This window comes from Variovorax sp. GW531-E2, from assembly GCF_059423125.1.
The window spans coordinates 39,698-63,555 of record NZ_JBWKXQ010000013.1 but is presented as its reverse complement, the minus strand read 5'-3'; the positions used below and the strand labels follow the sequence as shown (position 1 = coordinate 63,555).

Here is a 23,858-nt window from a genome sequence, read left to right as displayed (position 1 = left end):
GGCTGGTGCGCGGGGCCGGACTCGAACCGGCACGTTCTTGCGAACGTCAGGACCTAAACCTGGTGCGTCTACCAATTTCGCCACCCGCGCGATGCCAAATTTCAGGTGAATGCAAAGGCGGACGGCCTCGGCGCTGCGGAAAAACCGCTGGCCCAAGACCGTCCGCCTGAAATCGGTCAACCGCGCATTTTAAACGCAAGAATGGGGGCCTTCCGGCTTCCCCCTTTGGGGGATTTCACCCACTCTCGCGCAAGGGATACGGGCCGCACGACAACGGCCCGTGAAAAGCACCTTGTCAGGCGGCAGCGGTTTGCGGCTCCCGCTTGATGCGGAAGGCCGCGGCGTACATGGCCGGCAGCGCCAGCAGCGTCAGCACGGTGGCCACGATCAGCCCGCCCATGATGGCCACGGCCATCGGCCCCCAGAACACGCTGCGCGACAGCGGGATCATCGCCAGCACCGCCGCCGCGGCGGTCAGCACGATGGGGCGCAGGCGCCGCACGGCCGACTCGACGATCGCGTCCCAGGCCGGCACGCCGGCAGCGCGGTCGAGCTCGATCTGGTCGATCAGGATCACGGCGTTGCGCTGGATCATGCCCATGAGCGCGATCACGCCGAGCAGCGCCACGAAGCCGAAGGGCCGGTTCAGCAGCAGCAGCGCGGCGGCCACGCCGGCGATGCCCATCGGGCCGGTGATGAACACCAGCAGCGAGCGGCTGAAGCTGTGCAGCTGCAGCATCAGCAGCGTGAACACCAGGAACAGCATGATCGGCACGCCCGCCACGATCGAGGCCGAGCCCTTGGAGCTTTCCTCCACGGCGCCGGCCACCTCGATGCGGTAGCCGCCCTGCCCGGCCGCATGCCAGCCGGCCTCGAGCTGACGCAGTTTCGGCAGCAGCTGCTCGGTCACGGTGGCGCCCTGCAGGCCTTCCACCACGTCGCCCTGCACGGTGATGGCGTAGTCGCGGTTCTCGCGCCACATCACGCCCGGTTCCCAGGTGAACACCGGGCGGGCGATCTGCGTGAGCGGGATCGAACGGCCCGTGGTCGTCGGGATGTAGGCGTTGCCGATGTCCGAGATGGCCTCGCGCTCGTCAGCCGACTGGCGCAGCACGATGTCGATCAGCAGGTCGTTCTCGCGGTACTGGCCGACCGTGGTGCCGCTGAACATGGTGCGCGAGGCCTGGGCGATGGCCTGGCTGGTCACACCGAGCGCGCGCGCCTTGGCCTGGTCGATTTCGAGGCGGATCACCTTGACCGACTCGTTCCAGTTGTCGTTCACGCCGCGCATGTTGGTGCTCTCGCGCAGCACGGCCTTCACCTCGTCGGCGCGGGCGCGCAGCTGGGCGGGCTCGGTGCCGATCACGCGGAACTGCACCGGGTACGGCACCGGCGGCCCGTTGGGCAGCAGCTTGACGCGGCCGCGCACCTCGGGGAATTCTTCGGCCAGCAGCGCAGGCAGGCGCAGGCGCAGTCGCTCGCGCACCTTCAGGTCCTGTGCCAGCACGATGAGCTGCGACACGTTGGTCTGCGGAAACACCTGGTCCAGCGGCAGGTAGAAGCGCGGCACGCCGGAGCCGATCCAGGTGCTGACGGTCTTCACGCCCTCTTCCTTCATCACGCGCTGCTCGACGCGCTTGGCCACCTCTTCGTTGGCGGCGAACGAGGTGCCTTCGGGGAACCAGATGTCCACCATGATCTCGGGCCGGCTCGAATCGGGGAAGAACTGCTGCTGCACCTTGCCCATGCCGACGATGCCCAGCGCAAAGATCAGCACGGTGGCACCGATGGTCACCCAGCGGTGCTGCACGCACCAGTTCACGGCGCGGCGGAAGCTGTTGTAGAACGGCGTGTCGAACAGCTCGTGCGGCGGCGCGTCGGGGTCGTGCGGCTTCACCTTGAGCAGCAGCGTGCCCAGGTACGGCACGAAGTACACCGACACGATCCACGACAGCACCAGCGCGATCACCGTCACCGCGAAGATCGCAAAGGTGTATTCGCCCGTCACCGACTTGGCGATGCCGATCGGCAAAAAGCCCGCCGCCGTGATGAGCGTGCCCGTGAGCATCGGCTTGGCCGTGACGTCGTAGGCGAAGGTGGCGGCGCGGACCTTGTCGTAGCCCTCTTCCATCTTCCGCACCATCATCTCGACCGCAATGATCGCGTCGTCGACCAAGAGGCCGAGCGCGATGATCAGCGACCCCAGCGATATCTTGTGCAGCCCGATGCCGAAGTAGTTCATGGCCAGGAAGGTCACGGCCAGCACCAGCGGAATGGTGATCGCCACCACCAGCCCCGGGCGCATGTCGATGTACCAGCCGAAGCGCCCGCCCTTGTGCAGGCCCAGCGCGATGATGCTCACGGCCAGCACGATGGCCACGGCCTCGATGAGCACGCCGACGAATTCGTTGACCGAGCTGGCCACCGACACCGGCTGGTCCTGCACCTGCGCCAGCTTCACGCCGGCCGGCAGGCGCTGGTCGATGGTGGCGGTGGTGGCCTTGAGCGCCTTGCCCAGCGCGATGATGTCGCCGCCCTTGGCCATCGACACACCGAGCGCAATCACTTCCTTGCCCTGGTGGTGCACCTTGACGGCCGGCGGATCGACGTACCCGCGGCGGATCTCCGCGATGTCGCCGAGCTTGATCTGGTTGCCCGAACTGCCGCGGATCGGCATCTCGCGCAGCTGCTCGACGCTGGTGAACTGGCCGCCCACGCGCACCTGCACCACGTCCAGAGGCGACTGGATCGTGCCGGCGCTTTCGACCGCGTTCTGCGAGCCGAGCTGGGCCAGCACGGCGTTGAAGTCGAGCCCCAGCTGGGCCAGGCGCTTCTGCGAGATCTCGATGAAGACCTTCTCGTCCTGCACGCCGAACTGGTCGACCTTGGCCACGTCCTTCACGCGCAACAACTGCTGGCGCACATCGTCGGCCAGCGTCTTGAGCTCGGCGTAGCTGAAGCCTTCGCTTTCCAGCGCGTAGATCACGCCGTAGACGTCGCCGAAGTCGTCATTGAAGAACGGCCCCTGCACACCCGCGGGCAAGGTGCCGCGCATGTCGCCGATCTTCTTGCGCACCGTGTACCAGACGTTGGCCACCTCGGCGGCCTTCGACGAGTCCTTGATCTGGAAAATGATCTGCGACTCGCCCGGCTTGGAGTAGCTGCGGATCTTGTCGGCGTACGGCGCTTCCTGCAGCGTGCGCTCCAGCTTGTCGGTGACCTGCTCGGCCACCTGCTGCGCCGTGGCGCCGGGCCAGTAGGTGCGCACCACCATGGCACGGAAGGTGAACGGCGGGTCTTCGTCCTGGCCGAGCTGGAAGTACGCGAAGGCGCCCAGCACCATCAGCACCACCATCAGGTAGCGCGTGAGCGGCGCGTGGTCCAGCGCCCATTTGGAAAGGTTGAAGCCGGGCGACTTGTACCCAGACTCAGGCGCCGGGGTTGTCGCGGGGGTCGCTGGGCCTTCCGTCATTTGGCGGCACCCGTTGCGATCTCCTTCTTCGTCGCGGCCACGGCCTCGACGGCCTGCTGCTTCGCCTGCGCCTGTTGCTGGCCATTGGCGGCGGCCGCCATGGCCTCCTTCGACTGGTAGATGGTGACCTTCTGCCCCGGCGACAGCACGTGCACGCCCGCGGCCACGACCATCATCCCGGTCGACAGGCCCGAGCCGATCACCGCCTCATTGCCGTCGGCCGTGACCACCTGCACCGGCTGCGAGCGCACGGTCATGCTGTCCTTGTCGAGCACCCAGACCGCCGAGCCCTTGCCTTCCTGGCGCAGCGCGCTGGTCGGCAGCTTGATCACCGCGACGTCGGTGCGGGCCAGCGCCTGCGGCCTGGCGTAGACGGTGGCACCGAGCGCCGGCGAGGTCGCGGCGTCGATCGACACCTTGACCGAATAGGTGCGCGTGACCGCGTCGGCACTGGCCGCCACCTCGCGCACCTGGCCCTGCAGCACCTCGCCGCCGGACCAGCCGCGCACCGCGACCGGCGAGCCGGGCTTGATCAGCGCGGCGCGGTCTTCAGGCACCGCGAACACCACGTCGCGCGCGCCGTCCTGGGCGATGCGCACGACCGGCGTGCCGGCCTGCACCACCTGGCCCGGCTCGGCCTCGATGGCCGTGATGACGCCCGCCACGTCGGCCACCAGCGTCGTGTAGCTAGCCTGGTTGCCTTGCGAGGCCAGCTGCGCCTGCGCCTGTTCAAGCTGGGCCTGCGCGGCCTTCCAGGTGGTTTCGCGGCGTTCCAGTTCGGCACCGCTGATGAAGTTCTGCGATCGCAGTTCGGTGTAGCGCTTCAGGTCGGCGGCCGCGAGGTCGCGGTTGGTCAGCGCGGCGGCCTGCTGGGCGCGGGCGGCCTCGGCGGCCAGGCGGTAGTCCTGCGGATCGAGCTGGGCCAGCACCTGGCCGGCCTGCACGTGCTGGCCGAGTTCGGCCTGGCGTTTGGTGATCTTGCCCGCCACCCGGAAGCCCAGGCGCGATTCGACCCGGGCCCGCACCTCGGCCGAGAACTCGGGCTGGGCGTCGTAGTCGCTGGTGCCGACGGTCACGAACTTGACCGCCCTCACGGGCTCCTGGGCGGGCGGTTTCGGCGAACAGCCGGCCAGAAAGATGGCGGGAAGCAGCAGCCAGGCGGCGCTGCGGGCACGGAGTGAGGCGGCGGAGGCGGTCATGAGACACCCAAGAAGAGAGGAACCGGGCCATTAATGACCCACCGGTTAGTAATCTAGGGTAAACGTTAAACAGTGTCAATGACCCGCGGGTCAGTTGACCATGTCGACAGCAATGTCTGCGCTAGGTTCTCTGCCCCATTTCAACCAGCCGGTTATCAGGAAGCTCGAAGTAATCGGATGCCCGGCCCGCGTTGCGCTGCAGCCAGCCGAACAGCACCCGTCGCACCGGGTTCATGCCCGGCAGGTTCTCCTCGCCCACCGAGGCGCGGGAGACGAAGTACGAGGTCTTCATCGAGTCGATGGCCAGGGTCTTCTGGTAGGCCAGGATGCGGATGAACTCGGGCACGTCGGCCCGCTCCATGAAGCCGTGCCGCGCCGTGACCACCCAGATGCCGTCCATCAGCTGCTCGGCCTCGATGCGCAGGCGCGCGTCCACGCGCGGCGTGTCGCACGAGAGCACGCGCAGCACGATCACCTGCTCGTGCAGCACCTGGTTGTGCTTGAGGTTGTGCAGCAGCGCGTGGGGCACCGCCGTGGCGTCGGGGTTCAGGAACACGGCCGTGCCACTCACCCGATGCGGCATGTTCAGCGCCAGCGACTCGACGAAGGGGCGCAGCGGCAGGCTGTCGGCCGCCGCCGCTTCCAGGCCCAGGCGCCGGCCCTTGGCCCAGGTGGTGAACAGCACCATCACGCCGGCCGCCACCGCCAGCGTGAGCCAGCCGCCCTCGGCCACCTTCAGGCTGTTGGACACCACGAAGGTCAGGTCGACCGCCGCGAAGGCCGCCACGCCGACCGCCACCGCCACCTTGTTCCAGCGCCACAGGCCCCAGGCCACGATGCCGGCCAGCAATGTGGTCGTCACCATCGTGATCGACACCGCGATGCCATACGCCGCCGACAGCGCGCCCGAACTGCGGAAGCCCAGCACCAGCAGCAGCACGCCGACCATCAGCAACCAGTTGACGGCTGGCACGTAGATCTGCCCGATGGCCGTGCCCGAAGTCTGCACCACGCGCATGCGCGGCAGGTAGCCCATGCGCATCGCCTGCGCGGTGAGCGAGAAGGCGCCCGAGATCACCGCCTGCGACGCGATCACCGTGGCCATGGCGGCCAGCACCACCATCGGCAGCACGCCCCACGAGGGAAAGAGCCGGAAGAACGGGTTGTCGATGGCCGCCGGGTTCGCCAGCACCAGCGCGCCCTGCCCGAAGTAGTTGAGCACCAGCCCCGGCAGCGCGATGAAGAGCCACGCGAGACGGATCGGCCTGGCGCCGAAGTGCCCCATGTCGGCATACAGCGCCTCCCCGCCCGTGAACGCCAGGAACACCGCGCCCAGCACGGCCAGCGACTGCGCCCGGTGCACCACCAGGAAGCCCACCGCCCGGCGCGGGTCGAGCGCCGCCAGCACCTGCGGCTGCTGCAGCACCTGCCACAGCCCCGCCACGCCCAGCACCAGGAACCACAGCAGCATCACAGGCCCGAAGATCTTGCCGACCACACCGGTGCCCTTCTTCTGCACCATGAACAGCCCGACGAGGATGGCCAACGTGATCGGGATCACCACGCGCTGCAGCACCGGCGCCTGCACCTCCAGGCCCTCCACCGCCGACAGCACTGAGATCGCCGGCGTGATGAGGCTGTCGCCGTAGAACATGGCCGCGCCCACCAGGCCCAGGACCCCGATCCCGCGCCACACCCAAGGCCGGGTCTTCGGGCCGGAAACGGCGTTGCGCGCCAGCGCCTGCAGCGCCAGGATGCCGCCTTCGCCGTCGTGGTCGGCGCGCAGCACGAACACCACGTACTTGAGCGTCACCACGAACATCAGGCCCCAGAAGATCAGCGAGAGCAGGCCCAGCACCGCGTCGGGCGAGAACGGCACGCCGTGCTCGGGGTTCATCGTCTCCTTGAAGGCGTACAGCGGCGAGGTGCCGATGTCGCCGAAGACGACGCCCAGCGCCGCGATCATCAAACCGGGCCCGGCCGCGTGTGCCGTGTCGCCCGAAGCGGGAAGCGAAGTCCCGGAAGCCGCGGCAGTTGCTTTCATCGTCATGGGCGAAAGAGAGATGGAAAGTGGCGACGCCACGAGCATAGTGCCCGGACATGACGTCGCCGACAATCGTGGCGTGTCCGCCACTCCTCCTGCCAATCCTCGTCATGCCGCCGCGCCGGCCCATTACGAAAACTTCCCCGTGGCCTCCTGGCTGTGCCCGCCGCACCTGCGCCCGCCCATCGCCGCGATCTACCACTTCGCGCGCACCGCCGACGACATCGCCGACGAGGGCGACGCCTCGCCCGATGCGCGCCTGGCCGAGCTGCGCGCCTACCGCGAGGAACTGGCCGCCGCCGCGCGCGGCGACGCGCTGCCCGACTCGCGCTGGCCCCACGTGTTCGGCCCGCTGGCCTGGGCCATCGGCCAATACCGCCTGCCCGAAGACCTGCTCGCCGACCTGCTCAGCGCCTTCATGCAGGACATCGAGAAGACCCGCGACCGCGGCACCTACGCCGACCGCGCCGAGCTGCTCGACTACTGCCGCCGCTCCGCCAACCCGGTCGGCCGGCTGCTGCTGCACCTGTACGGCGTGACCGATGCGCAGGCGCTGGCCCAGAGCGACGCCATCTGCAGCGCGCTGCAGCTCATCAACTTCTGGCAGGACCCGAGCGTCGACCTGCCGCGCGGGCGCTTCTACTTTCCGCGCACCGACTGCGCGCGGCGCGGCCTGACCTCCGAGCATTTCAAGGTCTTCGCGCCCCTGTCTTCCGCGCCGCCGCCGCAGGAAGCTATCAATCTGATAGCGGTGGTGGCCTTCTGGGCGCGCGAGCTCATGACCGAGGGCGCCCCGCTCGTGCACCGCCTGCCGGGCCGCGTGGGCTGGGAGCTGCGCCTGGTCGTGCAGGGTGGCCTGCGCATCCTGGACAAGATCGAGGACCTGGGCTTCGACACCTTCACGCAGCGCCCCACCGTCGGCAAGGCCGACGCGCCCGTGCTGCTCTGGAAGGCATGGCGGATGCGGAGACAATCACGGCCCATGAAAGCAGCGCCTCCCCGATGAATCCCGAGCAATACGTGCAAGACAAGGCCGCCGCTTCGGGCAGCAGTTTCTATTACGCCTTCCTGTTCCTGCCCAAGCCGCGGCGCGCCGCGATCACGGCTTTTTATGCCTTCTGCCGCGAAGTCGACGACGTGGTGGACGAGGTCTCCGACCCCGGCGTGGCCGCCACCAAGCTCGCCTGGTGGCGCACCGAGGTCGCCCAGGCCTTTGCCGGCACGCCGCGCCACCCGGTCATGCTGGCGCTCATGCCGCATGCCGCCACCTACGGCATCGAGGCGCGCCAGCTCAACGAAGTGATCGACGGCTGCCAGATGGACCTGGACCAGACCCGCTACCTCGACTTTCCCGGCCTCGCGCGCTACTGCCACCTGGTGGCCGGCGTGGTCGGCGAAGTCGCCGCGCGCATCTTCGGCCAGACCGATCCGCAGACCACCGCCTACGCCCACAAGCTCGGCTTGGCGCTGCAGCTCACCAACATCCTGCGCGACGTTGGCGAAGACGCGCTGCGCGGTCGCATCTACCTGCCGGTCAACGAGCTGCAGCAGTTCGACGTGAAGGCGCACGAGATCCTGAACCGCGTGCACTCCGACCGTTTTGTCGCGCTCATGAAGTTCCAGGCCCAGCGCGCCCACGCCGCCTACGACGAAGCACTGGCCCTGCTGCCGCTGGCCGACCGCCGCACGCAAAAGCCCGGCCTGATGATGGCCAGCATCTACCGCACGCTGCTGCGCGAGATCGAGCGCGACGACTTCCAGGTGCTCAACCAGCGCATCAGCCTGACGCCCGTGCGCAAGCTGTGGCTCGCCTGGAAGGTCCAGGCGCTGGGCCGGATATGACGCCCCACCCTTCGTGCCCATGAGGCTCGCCGTCATCGGCGCCGGCTGGGCCGGCCTGGCCTGCGCCGTCGAGGCCACGCGCCTCGGGCACGCCGTCACCCTGTTCGAAGCCGCGCCGATGGCCGGCGGGCGGGCGCGGCGGGTCGATCACATGCACGACATGGCGCTGGACAACGGCCAGCACATCCTGATCGGCGCCTACACCGCCACGCTGGCGCTCATGCGCGACGTGGGGGTGGATGTCGACACCGCCCTGCAGCGCCTGCCGCTGTCGCTGCGCTTTGCCGACGGCGGCGGGCTGCAGCTGCCCGCGGGCCGGCCGCCGCCGCTCGACCTGCTCATCGGCATCTTCACCGCGCGCGGCTGGAGCTGGCGCGACAAGGCCGCGCTGCTGGCCACTGCCGTGCGCTGGCGCCTCGCGGGCTTTCGCTGCGCGCCGGGCACCAGCGTCGCCACGCTGTGCGCCGGCCTCACGCCGCGCGTGATGCACGAACTCATCGAGCCGCTGTGCGTCTCGGCGCTCAACACGCCCGTGCCGCAATCGAGCGGCCAGGTGTTCCTGCGCGTGCTGCACGACGCGCTGTTCAGCGGGCGCGGCGGTGCCGACCTGCTGCTGCCGCGCATCGACCTCGGCGCCCTGCTGCCCGATGCCGCGCTGGCCTGGCTCGCGCAGCACGGCGCCACCGCGCGCATCGGCCACCGCGTGCGCGCCATCGCGCCCGAGGGCGACCGGTGGCGCGTCGATGACGAGGTCTTCGACCAGGCCGTGCTGGCCTGCGCGCCCTGGGACGCCGCACGCCTCGTGCGTGCCACCGGCCTGCCGGCCGCTTCGCGCTGGTGCAACGTCACCGAATCGCTGCGCTTCGAGGCGATTGCCACGGTCTACGTGCGCGGCGCCGCGCCGCTGGCCGAGCCGATGCTCGCGCTGCGCAGCCAGCCGGGCAGCGCACCGGCCCAGTTCGTGTTCGACCGCGGCCAGCTCGGTGGGCCAGAAGGCGTGCTCGCCTTCGTCGTGAGCGCCAACGAAACGCCGCGCGAGACGCTCGAGAAACAGGTGCTCGCGCAAGCCGGCGCGCAGCTCGGGCAACCGGGGCTCACGCCGATCCAGACCGTCGTCGAGAAACGCGCCACCTTCGCCTGCACGCCCGGCCTGGCGCGCCCGCCGGCCGCCATCACGCCGGGGCTGCAGGCCTGCGGCGACTACACCGAAGGCCCTTATCCCGCCACGCTCGAAGGCGCGGTCCTCAACGGACTGGCCGTCGCGCGCGCACTTGCCACCCCATGACAACGACCCTGCGCTACCTGGACTTCGACTACAGCGAAGACACCGAAGACCACGGCACCTTCGACGCCATGGCCTCGACCCCGCCCGAGCGCACGCCCGAGGTGGAAGCCGAGATCGCGCAAGTGCTGGCCTGGGCCGAGGCCACCTTCCCCGGTGCGCGCGGCGCGCTCGACGACGGTGCGGTGTGGGACTGCGACGTGCAGCGCACGCGGGAAGACAACCCGCGCCTGGACACCCTCACGCTCTCGCTCAGCGGCACCGCCGATTTCTGCGCGGCGCTGCGCGAGCGTTTCGGGCTCGACTGAAGAAAGTCTGCGGCCTTTTCAGGCCGTCTTGTTGCGCAAGCGCAGCAGGCTCAACCCCAGCAGCACGAAAGCACCGCCCGACACGCGGTTGAACAGCTGCGCGCGCTTCGGGTTCGCGAACTGCTTCTTCAGCAGGCGCGCCAGCAGCACGTAGGAGCCATGCGCCAGCACCGAGCCGGCCGCGAAGGTCGTGGTGAGCACGGCGAACTGCGTGAGGATCGGCGCGTCGTGCGTGAGGAACTGCGGGAACAGCGCCGAGAAGAACAGGATGCCCTTCGGGTTGGTCAGCGCCACCGTCACGCCATGCCCGAACAGCCGGCGCGCGGAACGCGAAGGCGCCGGCGCGGCCGACGGCTGCAGCTCGGCGAACACGCTCGTGCGGCTGCGCCACTGCCGGATACCCAGGTACACGAGGTAGCCCGCACCCGCCACCTTCAGCACCATGAAGGCCGTGGCCGAGGTGTTGAGCACCACGCCCAGCCCGCCCATCGCGGCGGCTGAGACCAGGAAGAGCCCGCAGGCGTTGCCCAGCGAGCTGATCATCGCGCGGCGCGGGCCGACGGAGATGGCATTGGAGACCGCGAGCAGCACGGCCGGGCCGGGCGTGAAGGCGACGACCAGGGTCACGCCGCAAAAGAGGAGCCAGGTGGAGAGATGCATGGAAGGAAATTCGCGCGAAAGCAATGAAAGGAGGCCGTCGCAAAACTATAGTCCGGGCAGCCGCGCGCCGCTCGGGCCGCGCCGATAGTCCCCTGACATTCCTCACCCATGATCACCTGCTACCTGCGCTACATCGTCGATCCCTTCAAGCTCAAGGAATTCGAGCACTACGGCAAGCTCTGGATTCCGCTGGTCGAGAAGTTCGGCGGCCAGCACCACGGCTACTTCCTGCCGTCCGAAGGCGCCAACAACGTGGCGCTGGCGATGTTCAGCTTCCCGAGCCTGGCCGCGTACGAAACCTACCGCGCCGACTCGATGCAGGACGCCGACTGCCAGGCCGCCTTCCGCTACGCCGAAGAGACCCGCTGCATCGTCAGCTACGAACGCAGCTTCTTCCGCCCCGTGTTCCGCTGAGGTTCAAGCGCCCAGCGCGATGCACAGCGCGTGCAGGTTGGGCACGATCAGCTGCGGACGCGCGCCGTGCTCCCACGGGCGCTCGTCGCGCACCAGCCAGGCGGCCTGCATGCCGGCGTTGAGCGCGCCCACCACGTCGAGCGCGGCATCGTCGCCCACGTGCAGCACGTCTTTCGGCAGCAGGCCGACCGAGGCCGCCGCGGCGCGGAAGATCGGCGCATGCGGCTTGCCGCTGCCGAAGGCGCGCGCATTGAAGGCGGTGCGGAACCACCGGCCGACGCCGGTCTTGTGGATGTCGGCGTTGCCGTTCGACACCGCCACCAGCGGGTAGCGCTCGCTGAGCCACTTGAGCGCCGGCAGTGCGTCGTCGTACAGCGTGACGCGCTGGCGCTCTTCGAAAAAGGCGTCGAAGGCCGGGTCGGCCAGCGCCGGGTCTTCGCCCGCGCGCACGAGCGCCGTGCGGATCGACTCGCGGCGCAGCGCGCTCAGGTCGTGCGCGAGGTCGGAGCGCTCCTTGGCGGTGGCTTCGCGCAGCTCGCGCAGCACGCCCGGCGTGAGCAGCAGCGAGGCCGTCTTGGGCGCCTCGCGCAGCAGCCATTCGTGCAGCACGCGCTCGGCCCGCTCGATGGTCGGCCAGATCGGCCACAGGGTGTCGTCGAGGTCGAGCGTGATCGCCGAGATGCGCGAGATGTCGAGCGGCGTGGCGCCGCCGGGCGCCGGGGAAGCGGAAGTCATGCCCGAGAATATCGCATGCCTCTCGCCCCTCAAGACAGTCAGAACAGCAAGAACGACCGCACCGCCGTGCTCTGGTGCAACCTGGGTTCGCCCGATGCCCCCACCGCCGCCGCGGTGCGCCCCTACCTCGCCGACTTCCTGGGCGACCCGCGCGTGGTCGAGATTCCCAGGGCGCTGTGGGCGCTGATCCTGCACGGCATCATCCTGCGCACGCGGCCCGCCAAGTCGGCCGCGAAGTACGCCAGCATCTGGCTGCCCGAGGGCTCGCCGCTCAAGGTCTGGACGCAGAAGCAGGCCACCCTGCTGGCCGGCTGGCTCGGCGAACGCGGCCACCGCGTGACGGTGCGCGACGCGATGCGCTACGCCAACCCCTCGATCGCCTCGCGGCTCGATGCATTGCAGGCCGAGGGCGCGACGCGCGTGCTGGTGCTGCAGGCCTACCCGCAGTACTCCGCCACCACCACGGCCAGCGTGATCGACGCGGTGAACGCGTGGAGCCGCCGCCAGCGCCGCGTGCCCGAGTTCCGTTTCGTCAACCAGTACCACGACGACCCCGCCTACATCGAGGCGCTGGCCCAGGGCATCGAGAAGCACTGGAAGACCGAAGGCCGCGGCGAGCTGCTGGTGATGAGCTTCCACGGCATTCCCGCGCGCAACATCGCGCTGGGCGATCCCTACGAGGCGCAGTGCCTCGAGACCGCGCGCCTGCTCGCGGCACGGCTGGGCCTGGCGTCCACGCAGTACCGCACGACCTTCCAATCGCGCTTCGGCCGCGCCAAGTGGCTGGAGCCCTACACCGAGCCCACCCTGCGCGAACTCGGCGCGCGCGGCGTGAAGCACGTCGACGTGGTGTGCCCGGGCTTTCCGGCCGACTGCCTCGAGACCCTCGAAGAGATCGCCATGGAAGGCCGCGAAGCCTTCCTGCACGCGGGCGGCGAGCGCTTCGGCTACATCCCCTGCCTCAACGACAGCCCGGCGTGGATCACCGCGCTCACGGGCATCGCCGAACGCCACCTGGCGGGCTGGCCCACCCGACCCGACGCGACCACGCCATGAAGAAAGACCTGCACGAAGCCAACCGCCAGTCGTGGAACGCCGCCACGGTCGCGCACAACAGCCACAAGGGCGACCAGGCCGCCTTCTTCCGCGCGGGCGGCTCCACGCTGTTCCCCGAGGAAAGTGCCCTGCTCGGCGACGTGGACGGCCTGTCGGTGCTGCACCTGCAGTGCAACGCGGGCCAGGACAGCCTGAGCATCGCGCGCCGCGGCGCACGCGTGACCGGCGTCGACATCTCCGACGAGGCCATCGACTTCGCCACCCGTCTCTCGGCCGAGTCGGGCGTTGCGGCGCGCTTCGAGCGTGCGGACGTCTACGACTACTTCGAGGCCGCCGCCGCGCGCGGCGAGCGCCACGACCTCGTGTTCTGCTCGTACGGCACGCTGTGCTGGCTGTCCGACATCGGCGCCTGGGCCCGCGGCGTGGCGCAATTGCTGAAACCCGGCGGTCGCTTCGTGATCGTCGAGTTCCACCCGTTCGCGCTGGTGTTCGACCCGCAGTGGAAGTTTCACTACGACTACTTCAACGACGCGCCCGTGCCCGAGGAAGGCGTGGGCGACTACGTGGCCGAGTCGGGCGACGGCCTCGTGGCCGACGACCGGCCGATGCCCGGCGTGCAAGGCTTTCGCAACCCGCACCCGAGCTTCGAGTTCACCTGGGGCGTGGGCCAGGTGACGACTGCGCTCGCGCAGGCGGGCCTGGCCATCGAGCGCTTCGAGGAGTACCCGTACACCAACGGCTGGAAGCCCTTCGAGGGCATGCGCGAACTCGGCGGACGCCGCATGGCCCCGCCCGAAGGCATGCCGCGCATTCCGCTGATGTACGCGCTGGCGGCCCGCCGCGCCTGAACGGACTCAGAAGCGGCCGAGGTAGTCCAGCTTGCCGATGGGCACGCCCTTGTGGCGCAGCACGTCGTAGGCGGTGGTCACGTGGAAGAAGAAATTCGGCAGCGCGAACTGCAGCAGGTAGCGCTGCGCTGTGAAGTGCGCCTCGCCTTCGCGCGCCTTGATGGTCACGGGGCGTTCTTCGTGGCCGTCGATGAGCGTGCGGTCCACGCCGGCCAGGAAATCCTGCGTCTTCACGATGCGCGCCAGCAGCTCGTCCCAGGTCTTCTCTTCGTCGGGAAAGCTCGGGGCCGTGATGCCCGCGATGCGCGCCGTGCCCAGCTTGGAGGCGTCGCTCGCGCGCTGGATCTGGCCGGCCAGCGTGAGCATGTCGGGCGCCAGCCGCGCCTCGACCAGCGTCGCCGGGTCGATGCCCTGGGCCTTGGCGTGCGCGAGGCTCTTGTCGAGCAGGTGGGTGAGTTGCCCGAGTCCGCGGGTGAAAACCGGCACGGACAGGTCGTACATCGAGAGGGCCATGGCGAGGTGGTCTTGGAGTTGAGTCGGCCGGATTGTGATCCGGCCATGTCTTCAACGACCGGCCGCGCGGATAAACCCTTCGATCGGGTCCAGTTGTTCCGGCACGTTGAGCGCAGGCGCATGGCCGCAGCCTGGCACCTCGATCACCTGCAGGCGCCCGGCCGCGCCCGGCCCGCGCCGGTGCATCTCGTCGATCACCTCGGGCAGCACCAAGTCGGACTCGGCGCCGCGCAGGCACAGCACCGGCGCCTCGATCACGTCGTAGTGCGGCCAGATCAGGTAGTCGTTGTCGTGCGCGCTGAACTGCTTGACCATGGCCGGGTCGTAGTGCGGCGTGACGCGGCCGTCGGCCAGGCGGCGCGTGGAGCTTTCGGTCAACCGGCGCCACTGCGCGTCGCTGAGCCAGCCATAGGGCTTGTAGACCGTGCGAAAGAAGGCCTCGAGTTCGGCCACCGTAGCAAAGGCCGGCGGGTCGCCGGCATAGGCGCGGATGCGCTCGATGGCGGCCTGCGCGAGCTGCGGCGCGTTGTCGTTGAGCGTGAGGCTGGCGATGCGCGCCTTCATGCGCGGCTCGAACAGGCCCGACGCGCAGACCGTGCCGATCGCACCGCCCATCGAGGTGCCCACCCAGTGCACGCGGCCCAGGCGCAGTTCGTCGCACAGCGCGTTGGCCAGGCGCGCGTAGAACGCGAGCGTGTATTCGTCGTCGGGCGACGGGCTCCACTGGCTCAGGCCGCGCCCGAGGGTGTCGGGGCAGATCACGCGAAAGCCACGCGCCGCGAAGTGCTGCGCCAGCTCGTCCATGTCGCGGCTGGTGCGCGCCAGGCCGTGCCAGGCGATGACGACGGGGGCATTGGCGGCGCCCCAATCGAGCCAATGGATTTCACGGCCTGCGAGTTGCGCGTAGTGCGATGTCGGCGTCATGGTGCTGTTGTTGTTGCCGTCGCTCATCTCGCTGCCCTCGCCCTCAGCTTGCCGACGATGCCCGTGGGGAAGTAGTACACCGACAGCACGAACAGCACGCCCAGCCACAGCAGCCAGCGGTCGGGCGACAGCAGCGCCGCGAGCCACGGCAGCCCGCTGGCGGCCTCGTTGCCCAGGCGCAGCAGGTCCTGCAGGTAGCTCTGCGCCACCACGAACAGCACCGCGCCGATGGCCGCGCCGTAGATCGTGCCCATGCCGCCGATCACCACGATGAGCAGCACGTCGATCATGATCTCGAAGCTCAGCGAGGTGTCCGGCCCGTTGTAGCGCAGCCAGATGGCGAGCATCGCGCCGGCCAGCGTGGCGAACAGCGCCGACAGCACGGCCGCCGTGGTGCGGTACACGACCACGCGGTAGCCGATGGCCTCGGCGCGGAACTCGTTCTCGCGGATGGCCTGCAGCACGCGGCCGAAGGGCGAGTTCACGATGCGCAGCATCGCCAGCACCAGCACCACCGCCGCCACGAACAACAGGTAGTAGCACAGCAGGCGCCCGTCGAGCGAGACGCCGAGGAACGGCTCTTCGGCGAACTCGAAGCTCGGCGAGATCAGCTCGGGCAGCTTGAAGGTCAGGCCGTCCTCGCCGCCGGTGAAGTCCGACAGCTGCGAGGCCAGCGTCTGGAACGCCGAGGCCACGGCCAGCGTGATCATCGCGAAGAAGATCGCGCGCACACGCAGCGAGAACAAGCCGATGGCCAGCGAGAGCACGAGCGAGATCGCGAGCGACGCACCCAGCCCCACCAGCACCGCGCCCCAGTTGGGCCCCAGCCGCGAAGCCGAGATGGCGATGCCGTACGCGCCGATGCCGAAGAACATCGTGTGCGCGAAGCTCACGATGCCGGTGTAGCCCAAGAGCAGGTCAAAGCTCGCGACCAGCACCACGAACACCAGGATCTTGGCCGCGACGCTGAGCGCCTTCACGCCCGGGAACAGGAACGGCGCGAACGCCAGCGCCAGGAACAGGGCCAGCAGCAGCAGCGCCAGCAGGCGGCTGCGCGGCATGTCGTTGGAGAGAAGTCGTTTCAGGAACATGACGGCTTTCTCCTCAACGGTTCGCCACGGGGTACACGCCCTGCGGGCGCCACAGCAGCACGGCCACCATGAGGAAGATGCTCGCAAACTGCGTGAGCGTGGGCAGCAAGAAGCCGATGTAGTTCGTCATGAGCCCCACCAGCAGCGCGCCGAGCAGCGCCCCGCCGGTCGAGCCCAGCCCGCCGATGATGATCACGATGAAGATCAGCACGTTGACCTGCGCGCCCATCTGCGGCACCAGGTTCTGCTGGAACAGGCCCCACATCACGCCGCCCAGGCCGGCCAGCGCGCTGCCCACCACGAACACGCCGACAAACAGGCGCCCGATGCGGTAGCCCAGCGACTCGACCATCTCGCGGTCCTGCACGCCGGCGCGGATCAAGAGGCCGATCTTGGTGCGGCCCAGCGTCCAGGCGAGCACGCCGAACACCACCACGCCCACGGCCACCGCGAGCAGGCGGTACTTGCTGATGGCCGCGTCGCCCACCAGCAGCGAGCCGCGCAGCGCCTCGGGCAGCGGCAGCGGAATCTGCGCCGGGCCCCAGATCACCTTGATGAGCTCCTCGCCGATGATCATGCCGCCCATCGTGATGAGGATCTGCTTCAGGTGCTGGCCGTACACCGGCCGCACGATGAAGCGCTCGAAGGCCAGGCCGATGGCGCCGGCCACCGCCATCGCGGCGAGCATGGCCGGGAACACCGCCACGAGGTTGCGCCACAGCTCGCCCGAGCCGGTCCAGTCGCCCATGAGGCCGAGCACGCTGCTGGCCACGAAGGCGCCCAGCGCAATGAACACGCCGTGGCCGAAGTTCAGCACGTCCATCAGGCCGAACACCAGCGTGAGGCCCGAGGCGATGATGAAGATGATCATGCCCATCGCCAGCCCCGCCACCGTGAGCGTGAGCCAGGTCGAGACCGAGCCGGTGAGCGGCAGCGCGACGAGCGCGAGGATGGGGGCAAGAAGCAGAGGCTTCCAGTCGAAGTCGAGTTTCATAGGGCGAGTCCGAGCAGCGATTGCTGCAGTTGCGCATCGGCGGAGAACGCGGCCATCGAGCCGCTGTGCACCACGCGGCCGTTGTCCATCACCGCGACGGTGTCGCCCAGGCGCTGGGCGAAGTGGATGTTCTGTTCGACCAGCAGGATCGTCACGCCGCTCGCCTTGAGCTCGCCGAAGGCCTCGATCATGTTGTTGATCATCACGGGCGCCAGGCCCTTGCTGGGCTCGTCGATGATGAGCAGCTGGCGCGGCTCGACGATGGCGCGCGATACGGCCAGCATCTGCTTCTGTCCGCCCGACAGCTTGCCGGCCGGGTGGTTCCAGAATTTCTCGACCGCGGGGAAGAGCTTGAAGATCCACTTCAGGCGCGTGTCGTCGATGGCGTCGGCGTTCTTGGCGCCGCGCGCGGCCAGCACCATGTTCTCCTTCACCGTGAGGTCGGAGAAGATGCCCATGTTCTCGGGCACGTAGGCCACGCCGAGTTCGGCGATCTGCGGCGTGTGCAGGGCCGTGATGTCCTTGCCGGCGAACTGCACCCTGCCCTGCGACGCATGCCACAGGCCCATGATGGTGCGCAGCGTGGTGGTCTTGCCCGCGCCGTTGCGGCCCAGCAGCATGGTGAGCTGGCCCTTGGGCACGGCCAGGTCGACGCCGTGCAGGATGTGGTACGCCCCGATGTGCGTCTGCACGCCTTCGAGGGTCAGCAAATTTTCGGTGCTCATGCGGCCTCCTTCGCGATGCCCAGGTAGGCCTCCTGCACCACCGGCGAGGCGATCACCTCGGCCGGTTCGCCGTCTGCCACGAGCGTGCCGTTGTGCAGCACGATGATGCGGTCCGCGAGTTCGCGCACCACGTCCATCTTGTGTTCGACCAGCAGGATGGTCTTGGTCTTGTCCTGCTTGAGCTTGCGGATCAGGTCGAGGATGACGGGCGCCTCGGCCGCGTGCATGCCGGCCGTGGGCTCGTCGAACATGAAGACCTTGGGTTCGAGCGCCATCAGCAGCGCCACCTCGAGCTTGCGCTGGTCGCCGTGCGGCAGGCTGGCCACCGTGGCGTGGGCGCGCGGCTCGAGCGCCACGTCGGCCAGGATCTGCTCGGCGCGTTCGGTCAGCGCCTTGTGGTCGCTCCAGATGCTCCACAGGTTGAGCCCGTGGCGGTGCGCGCCAGCGCGCGTGGCCTGCACCGCGAGGCGCACGTTCTCCAGCACCGTGAGGTTCGGGAACAGGTTGGTGAGCTGGAACGCGCGCCCCAGCCCGGCGTGCGTGCGCGCCGACGGCGACAGGTGCGACAACGGTTGCCCGTCGAGCGACACCGTGCCGGCCGTGGCCTTGAGCTGCCCGGAGATCAGGTTGAAGTAAGTGGTCTTGCCCGCGCCGTTGGGGCCGACGATGGCCGTCAGCGTGCCTGGCGCGAATGCGCAGCTCACGCTGTTGACGGCCACGTGCCCTCCGAAGCGGATGGTCAGATCCCGGGTCTCAAGCATTGTGGAAAGGTCCTTGCGAATCGAAAAAATCAGTGCAGGGTGAACGGCCTCAACAGGTGCCGATCACGTAGTAGTTGGTGCCCGTCTGCTTCAGCGTGGTCATGGCGTAGATGTTCCACAGGCCCATCGACTGGCCCGAGCCGTTGGCATAGGTCAGGCCCCACAGCGCATAGGCGCGCCCGGCGATGGTGTGCGTGTAGTTGCTCGCGGTGTAGCAGGTTCCGCCGCCGCCCGGGCCCGCCGTCGTCGCGCCCGTGGCGGCCGCCGACATCGCGCCTTCGACGTTGCTCGCGTTCAGCGCGGCCACGGTCCAGCTGTAGGTGGTCGACGCGGCCAGGCCGGTGTCGGTGTAGCTGGTGCCCGTCACCGGCGAGGCGTTGACCTTGCTGCCGCCGCGGTACACGTTGTAGCCACTGGCGCCCGAGACGCCGGCCCAGCCGATCACCATGCTGCTGCTGGTCGCGCCCGAGGTGCCCACGCCGGTGGGCGCCGGCAGCCCGCCGCCGCCGGCCGAGCCGGTGACGCGGTCGATCATGGCCTTCATGGCGGCCATCTGCGGGCCCGACTTCTTGGCGTAGTTGGCGCTGTCGTAGCCCCACCAGTCCCAGCAGCTGTTGGTGGCCGCGGTGCTGGTCTGCGGGTAGATCAGGATGATGTTGTTGGTGTCGGCCCAGCGGTTGTAGCCCGTCTTCTTGACGTACTGGTCGCTCACGTCGGTGTAGTTCTGCTTGCAGCCGTGCAGCACCAGGTGCACGCGGCACGAGGTGGTGGTGCAGGCCTGCGGCACGTAGAGCCAGCCGGTGGCGGCCACGCCGTGGCCGGTGACGAACTCCGACTGGTTGAACTCGGTGAAGGTGCCGCCCAGCGCGCCGTTGTTGCGCGGGTTCAGCGGACCGTACAGCTGCGTGAGGATCTCGCCGGCGAGGTCGAAGCCGCAGTTGTTGATGTACGGCGCGGCCGTGGTGCTGCAGGCGCCGCCGTAGTCGTCGGTGACCATCGCGTGGCCCGCGCCGAGGTTGTTCTTGTAGACCGTGTTGGCGGCCGGCACGAAGCTCTGGTAGTACGTCTTCAGGTCGTCCATCACCGGCTGCTTGACGGTGTTGTCGGACGTGCCCGAGAACAGGTAGACCTTGGAATTGCTGAGGTTCGACACCGGGTCGATCGCACCGCTGGCGGCCCAGCTGTTGGTGGTGCTCACGAGCGTGGAGACCGGGATGCTGGTGCTGTGCGTCATGCAGCGCCCGGTGGCATTGACCACCGAGCCTTCGGCGCAGTAGTACGGACCGCCGGCGACCACGCCCGCGCCGCGCTTGAAGGTGGCCGAGTAGGCCACGTGCAGCTGCACCGCCATGAAGCCGCCGGCCGACAGGCCGGACACGCTCACCTCCGCCGGGTTAGCGCCCAGTGCCGGCAGCGGCACGGCCGCCGTCGCGGCCTGCGCCGCCGCCGTGATCACCGCTGCTGCGGCAAACCCCTTCCAGTTGTTCCATCGCATCGCTGGCATCGCTGTCTCCTTCTGTTGTGTTTGATCGAACGCTTGCTTGCAGACTGACGAATCGGCCGTGGAGCGCGGCAACTTGCGCGGACGCAGGCTGGCGCTTCGCCCGGCGGCCATCCGGGGCGAAAAGGGAAGCAGCGATTTCTGACTCGCCGCATGTTCAAGTGAACACCGCGGAACCGGCTTTGCCGGGCCGCTGGTGTTGCCCCCGGTAGGGGGTTGGCGTAGCGACACGAAGTGCGCGCAGCCTGGGGGCGAGCTCTTACCTCTTGTTCTTGATGGGAATGTCCATCTCTTCCGGCTTGATCTCGTGCACCAGTTCCGGCACGCCCCACGCGAACGCGGGGTCGGCCTTGATCTTGAAGTGGTACATCGACTGCATCGCCTGGTGGTCTTCCTTGCGGAAGGTCATCTTGCCCTTGGGCGTGTCGAAGCTCATGCCTTCCATGGTGCTGATGAGCTTGTTGGTGCCGGTGTCGCCGTTGGTCTTCTTCAGCGCCGTCACCACTGCCATCGCGGCCGAGAAGCCGCCGGCCGTGAAGAAGTCCGGCGGCGTCTTGAATTCCTTGTAGTGGGCCGCGACCATGGCCTCGTTCACCGGGTTCTTCGGGATGCCGAAGTAGTAGTAGGCCGCGCCTTCCATGCCCGGCAGCGACTTGTAGGCCGCCATGGCCGGCAGGATGTTGCCGCCGGTGGCGATCTCGATGCCGTAGCGCTTCAGGTCGAGGTCGACGATCTTGAACGGGTTGCCCGCGCCGGCCCAGACGATCCAGATGATCTTGCGGCCCGGCTGGTCCTTGAGCTTGTCGATCAGGCGCTGCGCACCGGCCGTGAAGTCGGTGGTGGCGGGCGGCAGGTATTCCTCGTGCGCGAGCTTGGCTTTCTTCAGCGCGGCGCCGAAGGCCTTCACGCCGTCGCGGCCGAAGGCGTTGTCCTGCGCCAGCGTGGCGACGGTGACGCCGGCCTTGTCGATGGCCACGGCGTTGGAGATGGCGTCCTGGCTCGAGTTACGGCCGGTGCGGAAGATGTACTTGTTCCACTTGTCGCCGGTGATCGAGTCGGCCACGGCGGGCTCGACGATCAGGATCTTCTTGTACTCCTCGGCCACCGGCAGCATGGCCAGCGCCACGCCCGAAGCGGTCGGGCCGACCGCGAGCGCGGCCTTGTCGTCGGAGTACGCGGCGGCCAGCAGCGACTTGCCCAGGTCGGGCTTGCCCTGGTCGTCCTTCTCGATGACCACCAGCTTCTTGCCGTTGACCATCATCGTGCCGCCGGTGGCGTAGTTCAGGCCCATCATCAGGCCGGTCTGCGTCTGCTTGCCGTAGGCCTCCAGCGCGCCGGTCTTGCTGTAGACGTGGGCGATGCGGATCTCGTTCGATTGGGCCCAGGCGGGCATGGTGGCAACGGTGGCGCCCAGGGCGGCCAGGGCGATGAGGTGGCGACGGTGCATGTCTTGTCTCCTGATAAAGGTGACTGAATATTGCACAGTTCGTGCCACCCGCCTAAGCCATTGATAACAAAGGCTTCCTCATTCGGGCGCAACCGGTTTCGCCTGATTTCAGTGCATTCGCGTTGTCTTGTTTTCAGACAACTGTCTGGTGATCAGTCAGGGTTTCCCAGCAGAGTCGCGGCGCGCCGCGAGCCAGCTTTCGAACTCGCGCTCGGCCCGCATCCGCAGCTCGTTGCGCGTGTGGTTGCACACCGCGTGCGCGAGGCGCCGGTGCTTCTGTTGGCGCACGCCGCCCATCGTGGCGTCGAGCAGGTGTTCGATGGTGGCCGACTCGGGCCGACCGTGCGGCTCGTCGAAGTCCATCGGCAGGCCGCACCAGTGGCAGTTCGGGCCGAAGGTGGAGCGCAGTGCCTTCACGCTCATGAGAGGCCCATCCCCGTCATGCGCTCGTACAGCGTGGCGCGCGAGATGCCCAGCAGCCGCGAGGTCGCCAGCTTGTTGCCGCCGGTGCTTTCGAGCGCGGCGGCGATCGCCTTGCGTTCCAGCTCGGCCACCTGCTGCGACAGCGGCCGAAGCAGCGCGGCCTCCTGGTCGACATCGCGCAGGCTGTGCGAGGTGTCGGGCGCCTCGATCTGCTCCAGCCCCGCCTCGCGCAGGATGCGTTCGAGCTGCGCCGCGTCGATGCGCTGCGAGTCGCTGCGCATCGTCACCTGCTCCAGCACGTTGCGCAGCTCGCGGATGTTGCCGCGCCAGTGCTGGCCGGCCAAGAGCGCGAGCGCGTCGGGCGTGAGCTCGGGCGGCGCCTCGCCGCTGCGCAGCGCCATGTCCTCGCCCAGCGCCTCGACCAGCGCCGGGATGTCGCTGCGCCGCTCGCGCAGCGGCGGCACGCGCAGCGGCAGCACGTTGAGGCGGTAATACAAGTCTTCGCGGAACAGGCCGCGGCGCACCAGCTCGGGCAGGTCGCGCGAGGTGGCGGCGATCACGCGGGCGTCGAAGGGAATCAGCTTGTTGGAGCCCAGCGGTTCGATCTCGCCCTCCTGCAGCGCGCGCAGCAGCTTGGCCTGCAGGCCCAGCGGCATGTCGCCGATCTCATCGAGGAACAGGCTGCCGCCGTCGGCCAGCTTGAACTTGCCCTCGCGCCCGCGTTTGTCGGCGCCGGTGAAGGCGCCGGGGGCGAAGCCGAAGAACTCGGCCTCGAGCAGCGTATCGGGCACGGCCGCGATGTTGACGCTGACGAACTGCCCCTTGGCGCGCGTGGACGACGCATGGATCGCATGCGCCAGCAGCTCCTTGCCGGTGCCGGTCTCGCCCAGCAGCAGCACCGGGCTGGTGGACTGCGCGGCGCGGCGCGCGTGGCGCTTCACTTCCACGGCCGCCGGGCTGCTGCCGATGAAGCTCGCGAAGGTGTACTTGGAACGGCGCTGGCCGTCGGGCGCGTGCTGGTACAGCGGGTTGTTGCGCTGGCTGGCCAGCTCGCGGCGTGCGTCGTCGAGGTCGCGCTGCAGCAGCGCGAACTTGCTGATGAGCGGCTGCAGCGTGGTCTCGGGCTGGTCGAACAGCACGATGCCGATGGCGCCGATGACCTTGCCCAGGCCCTCCCCGTCTTCGCGCTCCTCGCGCAACGGAATGCGGCTCACGACGAAGGTGCCGGCCTTGTTGGTCAGCAGGTCGATGAGGATCGGCTCGCCGGTTTCGAGCACGCGGCGCATCATGGTGTTGGGAATCACGTCCTCGACCATGTGGCCCATGAACTCGTCGATGGACGAAAAACCCAGCGCCGGCAGGAAGCGGCGGTAGCCCTCGTTCACCCAGACGATGCGCCCGCTGCGGTCGACCAGGAACATGCCCTGGCTGATGCTCGAAAACAGATGAAACATCGAGCGCGCGGCGAGCGCCAGGATGCCTTCGGCGTCCAGGGGCAAGGCGGGCGGCGGTGCGGCGGCGGAGGGAGCGACGGACATGCGCGGATCGTACTGTGTGCGGCCCCCGCCCCTGCCGCGCGCAGGCCCACATGCAACCAAAAACAAAAGCCTTCAGCAAGC

22 protein-coding genes and 1 tRNA gene are annotated in these 23,858 nt (G+C 68.7%); 7 read left to right on the top strand and 16 right to left on the bottom strand.

Translation table 11 applies throughout. The features are described 5' to 3' along the window. Positions 1-3: 3 nt before the first annotated feature. The 4 genes from AC07XP_RS10815 to AC07XP_RS10800 form a co-directional block, all read right to left on the bottom strand. A tRNA-Leu gene (locus AC07XP_RS10815) sits at positions 4-90 on the bottom strand. Positions 91-295: 205 nt separating this feature from the next. After that, positions 296-3,472 carry an efflux RND transporter permease subunit gene (locus AC07XP_RS10810; RefSeq protein ID WP_495264637.1) on the bottom strand — a complete coding sequence of 1,059 codons (3,177 nt, stop codon included), beginning with the start codon at positions 3,470-3,472 and terminating at the stop codon, positions 296-298. Continuing rightward, positions 3,469-4,671 carry an efflux RND transporter periplasmic adaptor subunit gene (locus AC07XP_RS10805; protein WP_495264636.1) on the bottom strand — a complete coding sequence of 401 codons (1,203 nt, stop codon included), beginning with the start codon at positions 4,669-4,671 and terminating at the stop codon, positions 3,469-3,471. The genes AC07XP_RS10810 and AC07XP_RS10805 overlap by 4 nt, the downstream gene beginning before the upstream one ends. A gap of 121 nt (positions 4,672-4,792) precedes the next feature. Next, positions 4,793-6,715 (bottom strand): potassium transporter Kup, encoded by a 1,923-nt coding sequence (locus AC07XP_RS10800; RefSeq protein WP_495264635.1) that lies wholly within the window; start codon positions 6,713-6,715, stop codon positions 4,793-4,795. 145 nt (positions 6,716-6,860) lie between these two features. Here AC07XP_RS10800 and hpnC point away from each other — a divergent pair, with 145 nt between their 5' ends. Genes hpnC through AC07XP_RS10780 form a run of 4 tightly spaced genes read left to right on the top strand, consistent with a single transcriptional unit; the run spans position 6,861 to position 10,147 of the window. Beyond that, a complete protein-coding gene (gene hpnC, locus AC07XP_RS10795) occupies positions 6,861-7,721 on the top strand; it encodes a squalene synthase HpnC (protein ID WP_495264634.1) in 861 nt (286 codons plus the stop codon). Further along, positions 7,718-8,557, top strand: coding sequence for a presqualene diphosphate synthase HpnD (hpnD, locus tag AC07XP_RS10790; protein ID WP_495264633.1), 840 nt, complete (start codon positions 7,718-7,720; stop codon positions 8,555-8,557). The genes hpnC and hpnD overlap by 4 nt, the downstream gene beginning before the upstream one ends. 19 nt (positions 8,558-8,576) lie before the next feature. Then, positions 8,577-9,842: a hydroxysqualene dehydroxylase HpnE gene (gene hpnE / locus AC07XP_RS10785; RefSeq protein WP_495264632.1), complete on the top strand. Its 1,266-nt coding sequence runs from the start codon at positions 8,577-8,579 to the stop codon at positions 9,840-9,842. Further along, positions 9,839-10,147, top strand: coding sequence for a hypothetical protein (locus AC07XP_RS10780; RefSeq protein WP_095745072.1), 309 nt, complete (start codon positions 9,839-9,841; stop codon positions 10,145-10,147). Before hpnE ends, AC07XP_RS10780 begins: the two co-directional genes overlap by 4 nt. A gap of 18 nt (positions 10,148-10,165) precedes the next feature. On the opposite strand, the gene AC07XP_RS10775 is transcribed toward AC07XP_RS10780, so the two are convergent. Continuing rightward, positions 10,166-10,807, bottom strand: a complete 642-nt coding sequence (locus AC07XP_RS10775; protein WP_062475861.1) for a LysE family translocator — start codon at positions 10,805-10,807, stop codon at positions 10,166-10,168. Positions 10,808-10,915: 108 nt separating this feature from the next. Between AC07XP_RS10775 and AC07XP_RS10770 the strand changes: the two genes are divergently transcribed. After that, positions 10,916-11,221 (top strand): NIPSNAP family protein, encoded by a 306-nt coding sequence (locus AC07XP_RS10770; protein WP_062475864.1) that lies wholly within the window; start codon positions 10,916-10,918, stop codon positions 11,219-11,221. A gap of 3 nt (positions 11,222-11,224) precedes the next feature. On the opposite strand, the gene AC07XP_RS10765 is transcribed toward AC07XP_RS10770, so the two are convergent. Continuing rightward, on the bottom strand, positions 11,225-11,956 hold the full coding sequence (locus AC07XP_RS10765; RefSeq protein ID WP_095947797.1) for an HAD family hydrolase: 732 nt from the start codon (positions 11,954-11,956) through the stop codon (positions 11,225-11,227). A gap of 15 nt (positions 11,957-11,971) precedes the next feature. Between AC07XP_RS10765 and hemH the strand changes: the two genes are divergently transcribed. Together hemH and AC07XP_RS10755 are read left to right on the top strand one after the other, a co-directional pair. Further along, positions 11,972-13,012 carry a ferrochelatase gene (hemH, locus tag AC07XP_RS10760; RefSeq protein WP_495264631.1) on the top strand — a complete coding sequence of 347 codons (1,041 nt, stop codon included), beginning with the start codon at positions 11,972-11,974 and terminating at the stop codon, positions 13,010-13,012. Continuing rightward, positions 13,009-13,860: a class I SAM-dependent methyltransferase gene (locus AC07XP_RS10755; RefSeq protein WP_495264630.1), complete on the top strand. Its 852-nt coding sequence runs from the start codon at positions 13,009-13,011 to the stop codon at positions 13,858-13,860. Before hemH ends, AC07XP_RS10755 begins: the two co-directional genes overlap by 4 nt. 6 nt (positions 13,861-13,866) lie before the next feature. Here AC07XP_RS10755 and AC07XP_RS10750 read toward each other — a convergent pair whose 3' ends face one another. From AC07XP_RS10750 to AC07XP_RS10705, 10 genes are all read right to left on the bottom strand, one after another. After that, positions 13,867-14,373: a DUF1993 domain-containing protein gene (locus AC07XP_RS10750; protein WP_495264629.1), complete on the bottom strand. Its 507-nt coding sequence runs from the start codon at positions 14,371-14,373 to the stop codon at positions 13,867-13,869. Positions 14,374-14,424: 51 nt separating this feature from the next. After that, the gene (locus tag AC07XP_RS10745; protein ID WP_495264660.1) at positions 14,425-15,297 is read right to left on the bottom strand and encodes an alpha/beta fold hydrolase; all 873 of its coding nucleotides are present in this window, start codon (positions 15,295-15,297) and stop codon (positions 14,425-14,427) included. 23 nt (positions 15,298-15,320) lie between these two features. Further along, a complete protein-coding gene (locus AC07XP_RS10740) occupies positions 15,321-16,388 on the bottom strand; it encodes a branched-chain amino acid ABC transporter permease (protein ID WP_369632624.1) in 1,068 nt (355 codons plus the stop codon). Positions 16,389-16,401: 13 nt separating this feature from the next. Next, positions 16,402-17,382 carry a branched-chain amino acid ABC transporter permease gene (locus tag AC07XP_RS10735; RefSeq protein WP_070060451.1) on the bottom strand — a complete coding sequence of 327 codons (981 nt, stop codon included), beginning with the start codon at positions 17,380-17,382 and terminating at the stop codon, positions 16,402-16,404. Then, positions 17,379-18,107, bottom strand: a complete 729-nt coding sequence (locus AC07XP_RS10730; RefSeq protein ID WP_095745068.1) for an ABC transporter ATP-binding protein — start codon at positions 18,105-18,107, stop codon at positions 17,379-17,381. Before AC07XP_RS10730 ends, AC07XP_RS10735 begins: the two co-directional genes overlap by 4 nt. After that, positions 18,104-18,868 (bottom strand): ABC transporter ATP-binding protein, encoded by a 765-nt coding sequence (locus AC07XP_RS10725; RefSeq protein WP_062475886.1) that lies wholly within the window; start codon positions 18,866-18,868, stop codon positions 18,104-18,106. Before AC07XP_RS10725 ends, AC07XP_RS10730 begins: the two co-directional genes overlap by 4 nt. 49 nt (positions 18,869-18,917) lie before the next feature. Further along, on the bottom strand, positions 18,918-20,372 hold the full coding sequence (locus AC07XP_RS10720; protein WP_495264628.1) for an extracellular catalytic domain type 2 short-chain-length polyhydroxyalkanoate depolymerase: 1,455 nt from the start codon (positions 20,370-20,372) through the stop codon (positions 18,918-18,920). Between the two features lie 256 nt (positions 20,373-20,628). Then, positions 20,629-21,816, bottom strand: coding sequence for a substrate-binding domain-containing protein (locus AC07XP_RS10715; RefSeq protein ID WP_070060448.1), 1,188 nt, complete (start codon positions 21,814-21,816; stop codon positions 20,629-20,631). Positions 21,817-21,972: 156 nt separating this feature from the next. Beyond that, positions 21,973-22,239 carry a hypothetical protein gene (locus AC07XP_RS10710; protein WP_095745066.1) on the bottom strand — a complete coding sequence of 89 codons (267 nt, stop codon included), beginning with the start codon at positions 22,237-22,239 and terminating at the stop codon, positions 21,973-21,975. After that, positions 22,236-23,777 (bottom strand): sigma-54 interaction domain-containing protein, encoded by a 1,542-nt coding sequence (locus AC07XP_RS10705; RefSeq protein WP_062475896.1) that lies wholly within the window; start codon positions 23,775-23,777, stop codon positions 22,236-22,238. Before AC07XP_RS10705 ends, AC07XP_RS10710 begins: the two co-directional genes overlap by 4 nt. Between the last annotated feature and the right edge of the window lie 81 nt (positions 23,778-23,858).

What these genes read in the sequence shown, in the direction of transcription:
- AC07XP_RS10810 (WP_495264637.1), bottom strand. Translation starts at nt 3,472, where the DNA reads ATGACGGAAGGCCCAGCGACCCCCGCGACAACCCCGGCGCCTGAGTCT.
- AC07XP_RS10770 (WP_062475864.1), top strand. Translation starts at nt 10,916, where the DNA reads ATGATCACCTGCTACCTGCGCTACATCGTCGATCCCTTCAAGCTCAAG.
- hpnD (WP_495264633.1), top strand. Translation starts at nt 7,718, where the DNA reads ATGAATCCCGAGCAATACGTGCAAGACAAGGCCGCCGCTTCGGGCAGC.
- AC07XP_RS10765 (WP_095947797.1), bottom strand. Translation starts at nt 11,956, where the DNA reads ATGACTTCCGCTTCCCCGGCGCCCGGCGGCGCCACGCCGCTCGACATC.
- AC07XP_RS10710 (WP_095745066.1), bottom strand. Translation starts at nt 22,239, where the DNA reads ATGAGCGTGAAGGCACTGCGCTCCACCTTCGGCCCGAACTGCCACTGG.
- AC07XP_RS10805 (WP_495264636.1), bottom strand. Translation starts at nt 4,671, where the DNA reads ATGACCGCCTCCGCCGCCTCACTCCGTGCCCGCAGCGCCGCCTGGCTG.
- hemH (WP_495264631.1), top strand. Translation starts at nt 11,972, where the DNA reads ATGCCTCTCGCCCCTCAAGACAGTCAGAACAGCAAGAACGACCGCACC.
- AC07XP_RS10740 (WP_369632624.1), bottom strand. Translation starts at nt 16,388, where the DNA reads ATGTTCCTGAAACGACTTCTCTCCAACGACATGCCGCGCAGCCGCCTG.
- AC07XP_RS10780 (WP_095745072.1), top strand. Translation starts at nt 9,839, where the DNA reads ATGACAACGACCCTGCGCTACCTGGACTTCGACTACAGCGAAGACACC.
- AC07XP_RS10800 (WP_495264635.1), bottom strand. Translation starts at nt 6,715, where the DNA reads ATGAAAGCAACTGCCGCGGCTTCCGGGACTTCGCTTCCCGCTTCGGGC.
- AC07XP_RS10735 (WP_070060451.1), bottom strand. Translation starts at nt 17,382, where the DNA reads ATGAAACTCGACTTCGACTGGAAGCCTCTGCTTCTTGCCCCCATCCTC.
- AC07XP_RS10730 (WP_095745068.1), bottom strand. Translation starts at nt 18,107, where the DNA reads ATGAGCACCGAAAATTTGCTGACCCTCGAAGGCGTGCAGACGCACATC.
- AC07XP_RS10750 (WP_495264629.1), bottom strand. Translation starts at nt 14,373, where the DNA reads ATGGCCCTCTCGATGTACGACCTGTCCGTGCCGGTTTTCACCCGCGGA.
- AC07XP_RS10755 (WP_495264630.1), top strand. Translation starts at nt 13,009, where the DNA reads ATGAAGAAAGACCTGCACGAAGCCAACCGCCAGTCGTGGAACGCCGCC.
- AC07XP_RS10715 (WP_070060448.1), bottom strand. Translation starts at nt 21,816, where the DNA reads ATGCACCGTCGCCACCTCATCGCCCTGGCCGCCCTGGGCGCCACCGTT.
- AC07XP_RS10745 (WP_495264660.1), bottom strand. Translation starts at nt 15,297, where the DNA reads ATGACGCCGACATCGCACTACGCGCAACTCGCAGGCCGTGAAATCCAT.
- hpnE (WP_495264632.1), top strand. Translation starts at nt 8,577, where the DNA reads ATGAGGCTCGCCGTCATCGGCGCCGGCTGGGCCGGCCTGGCCTGCGCC.
- AC07XP_RS10725 (WP_062475886.1), bottom strand. Translation starts at nt 18,868, where the DNA reads ATGCTTGAGACCCGGGATCTGACCATCCGCTTCGGAGGGCACGTGGCC.
- AC07XP_RS10720 (WP_495264628.1), bottom strand. Translation starts at nt 20,372, where the DNA reads ATGCCAGCGATGCGATGGAACAACTGGAAGGGGTTTGCCGCAGCAGCG.
- AC07XP_RS10705 (WP_062475896.1), bottom strand. Translation starts at nt 23,777, where the DNA reads ATGTCCGTCGCTCCCTCCGCCGCCGCACCGCCGCCCGCCTTGCCCCTG.
- AC07XP_RS10775 (WP_062475861.1), bottom strand. Translation starts at nt 10,807, where the DNA reads ATGCATCTCTCCACCTGGCTCCTCTTTTGCGGCGTGACCCTGGTCGTC.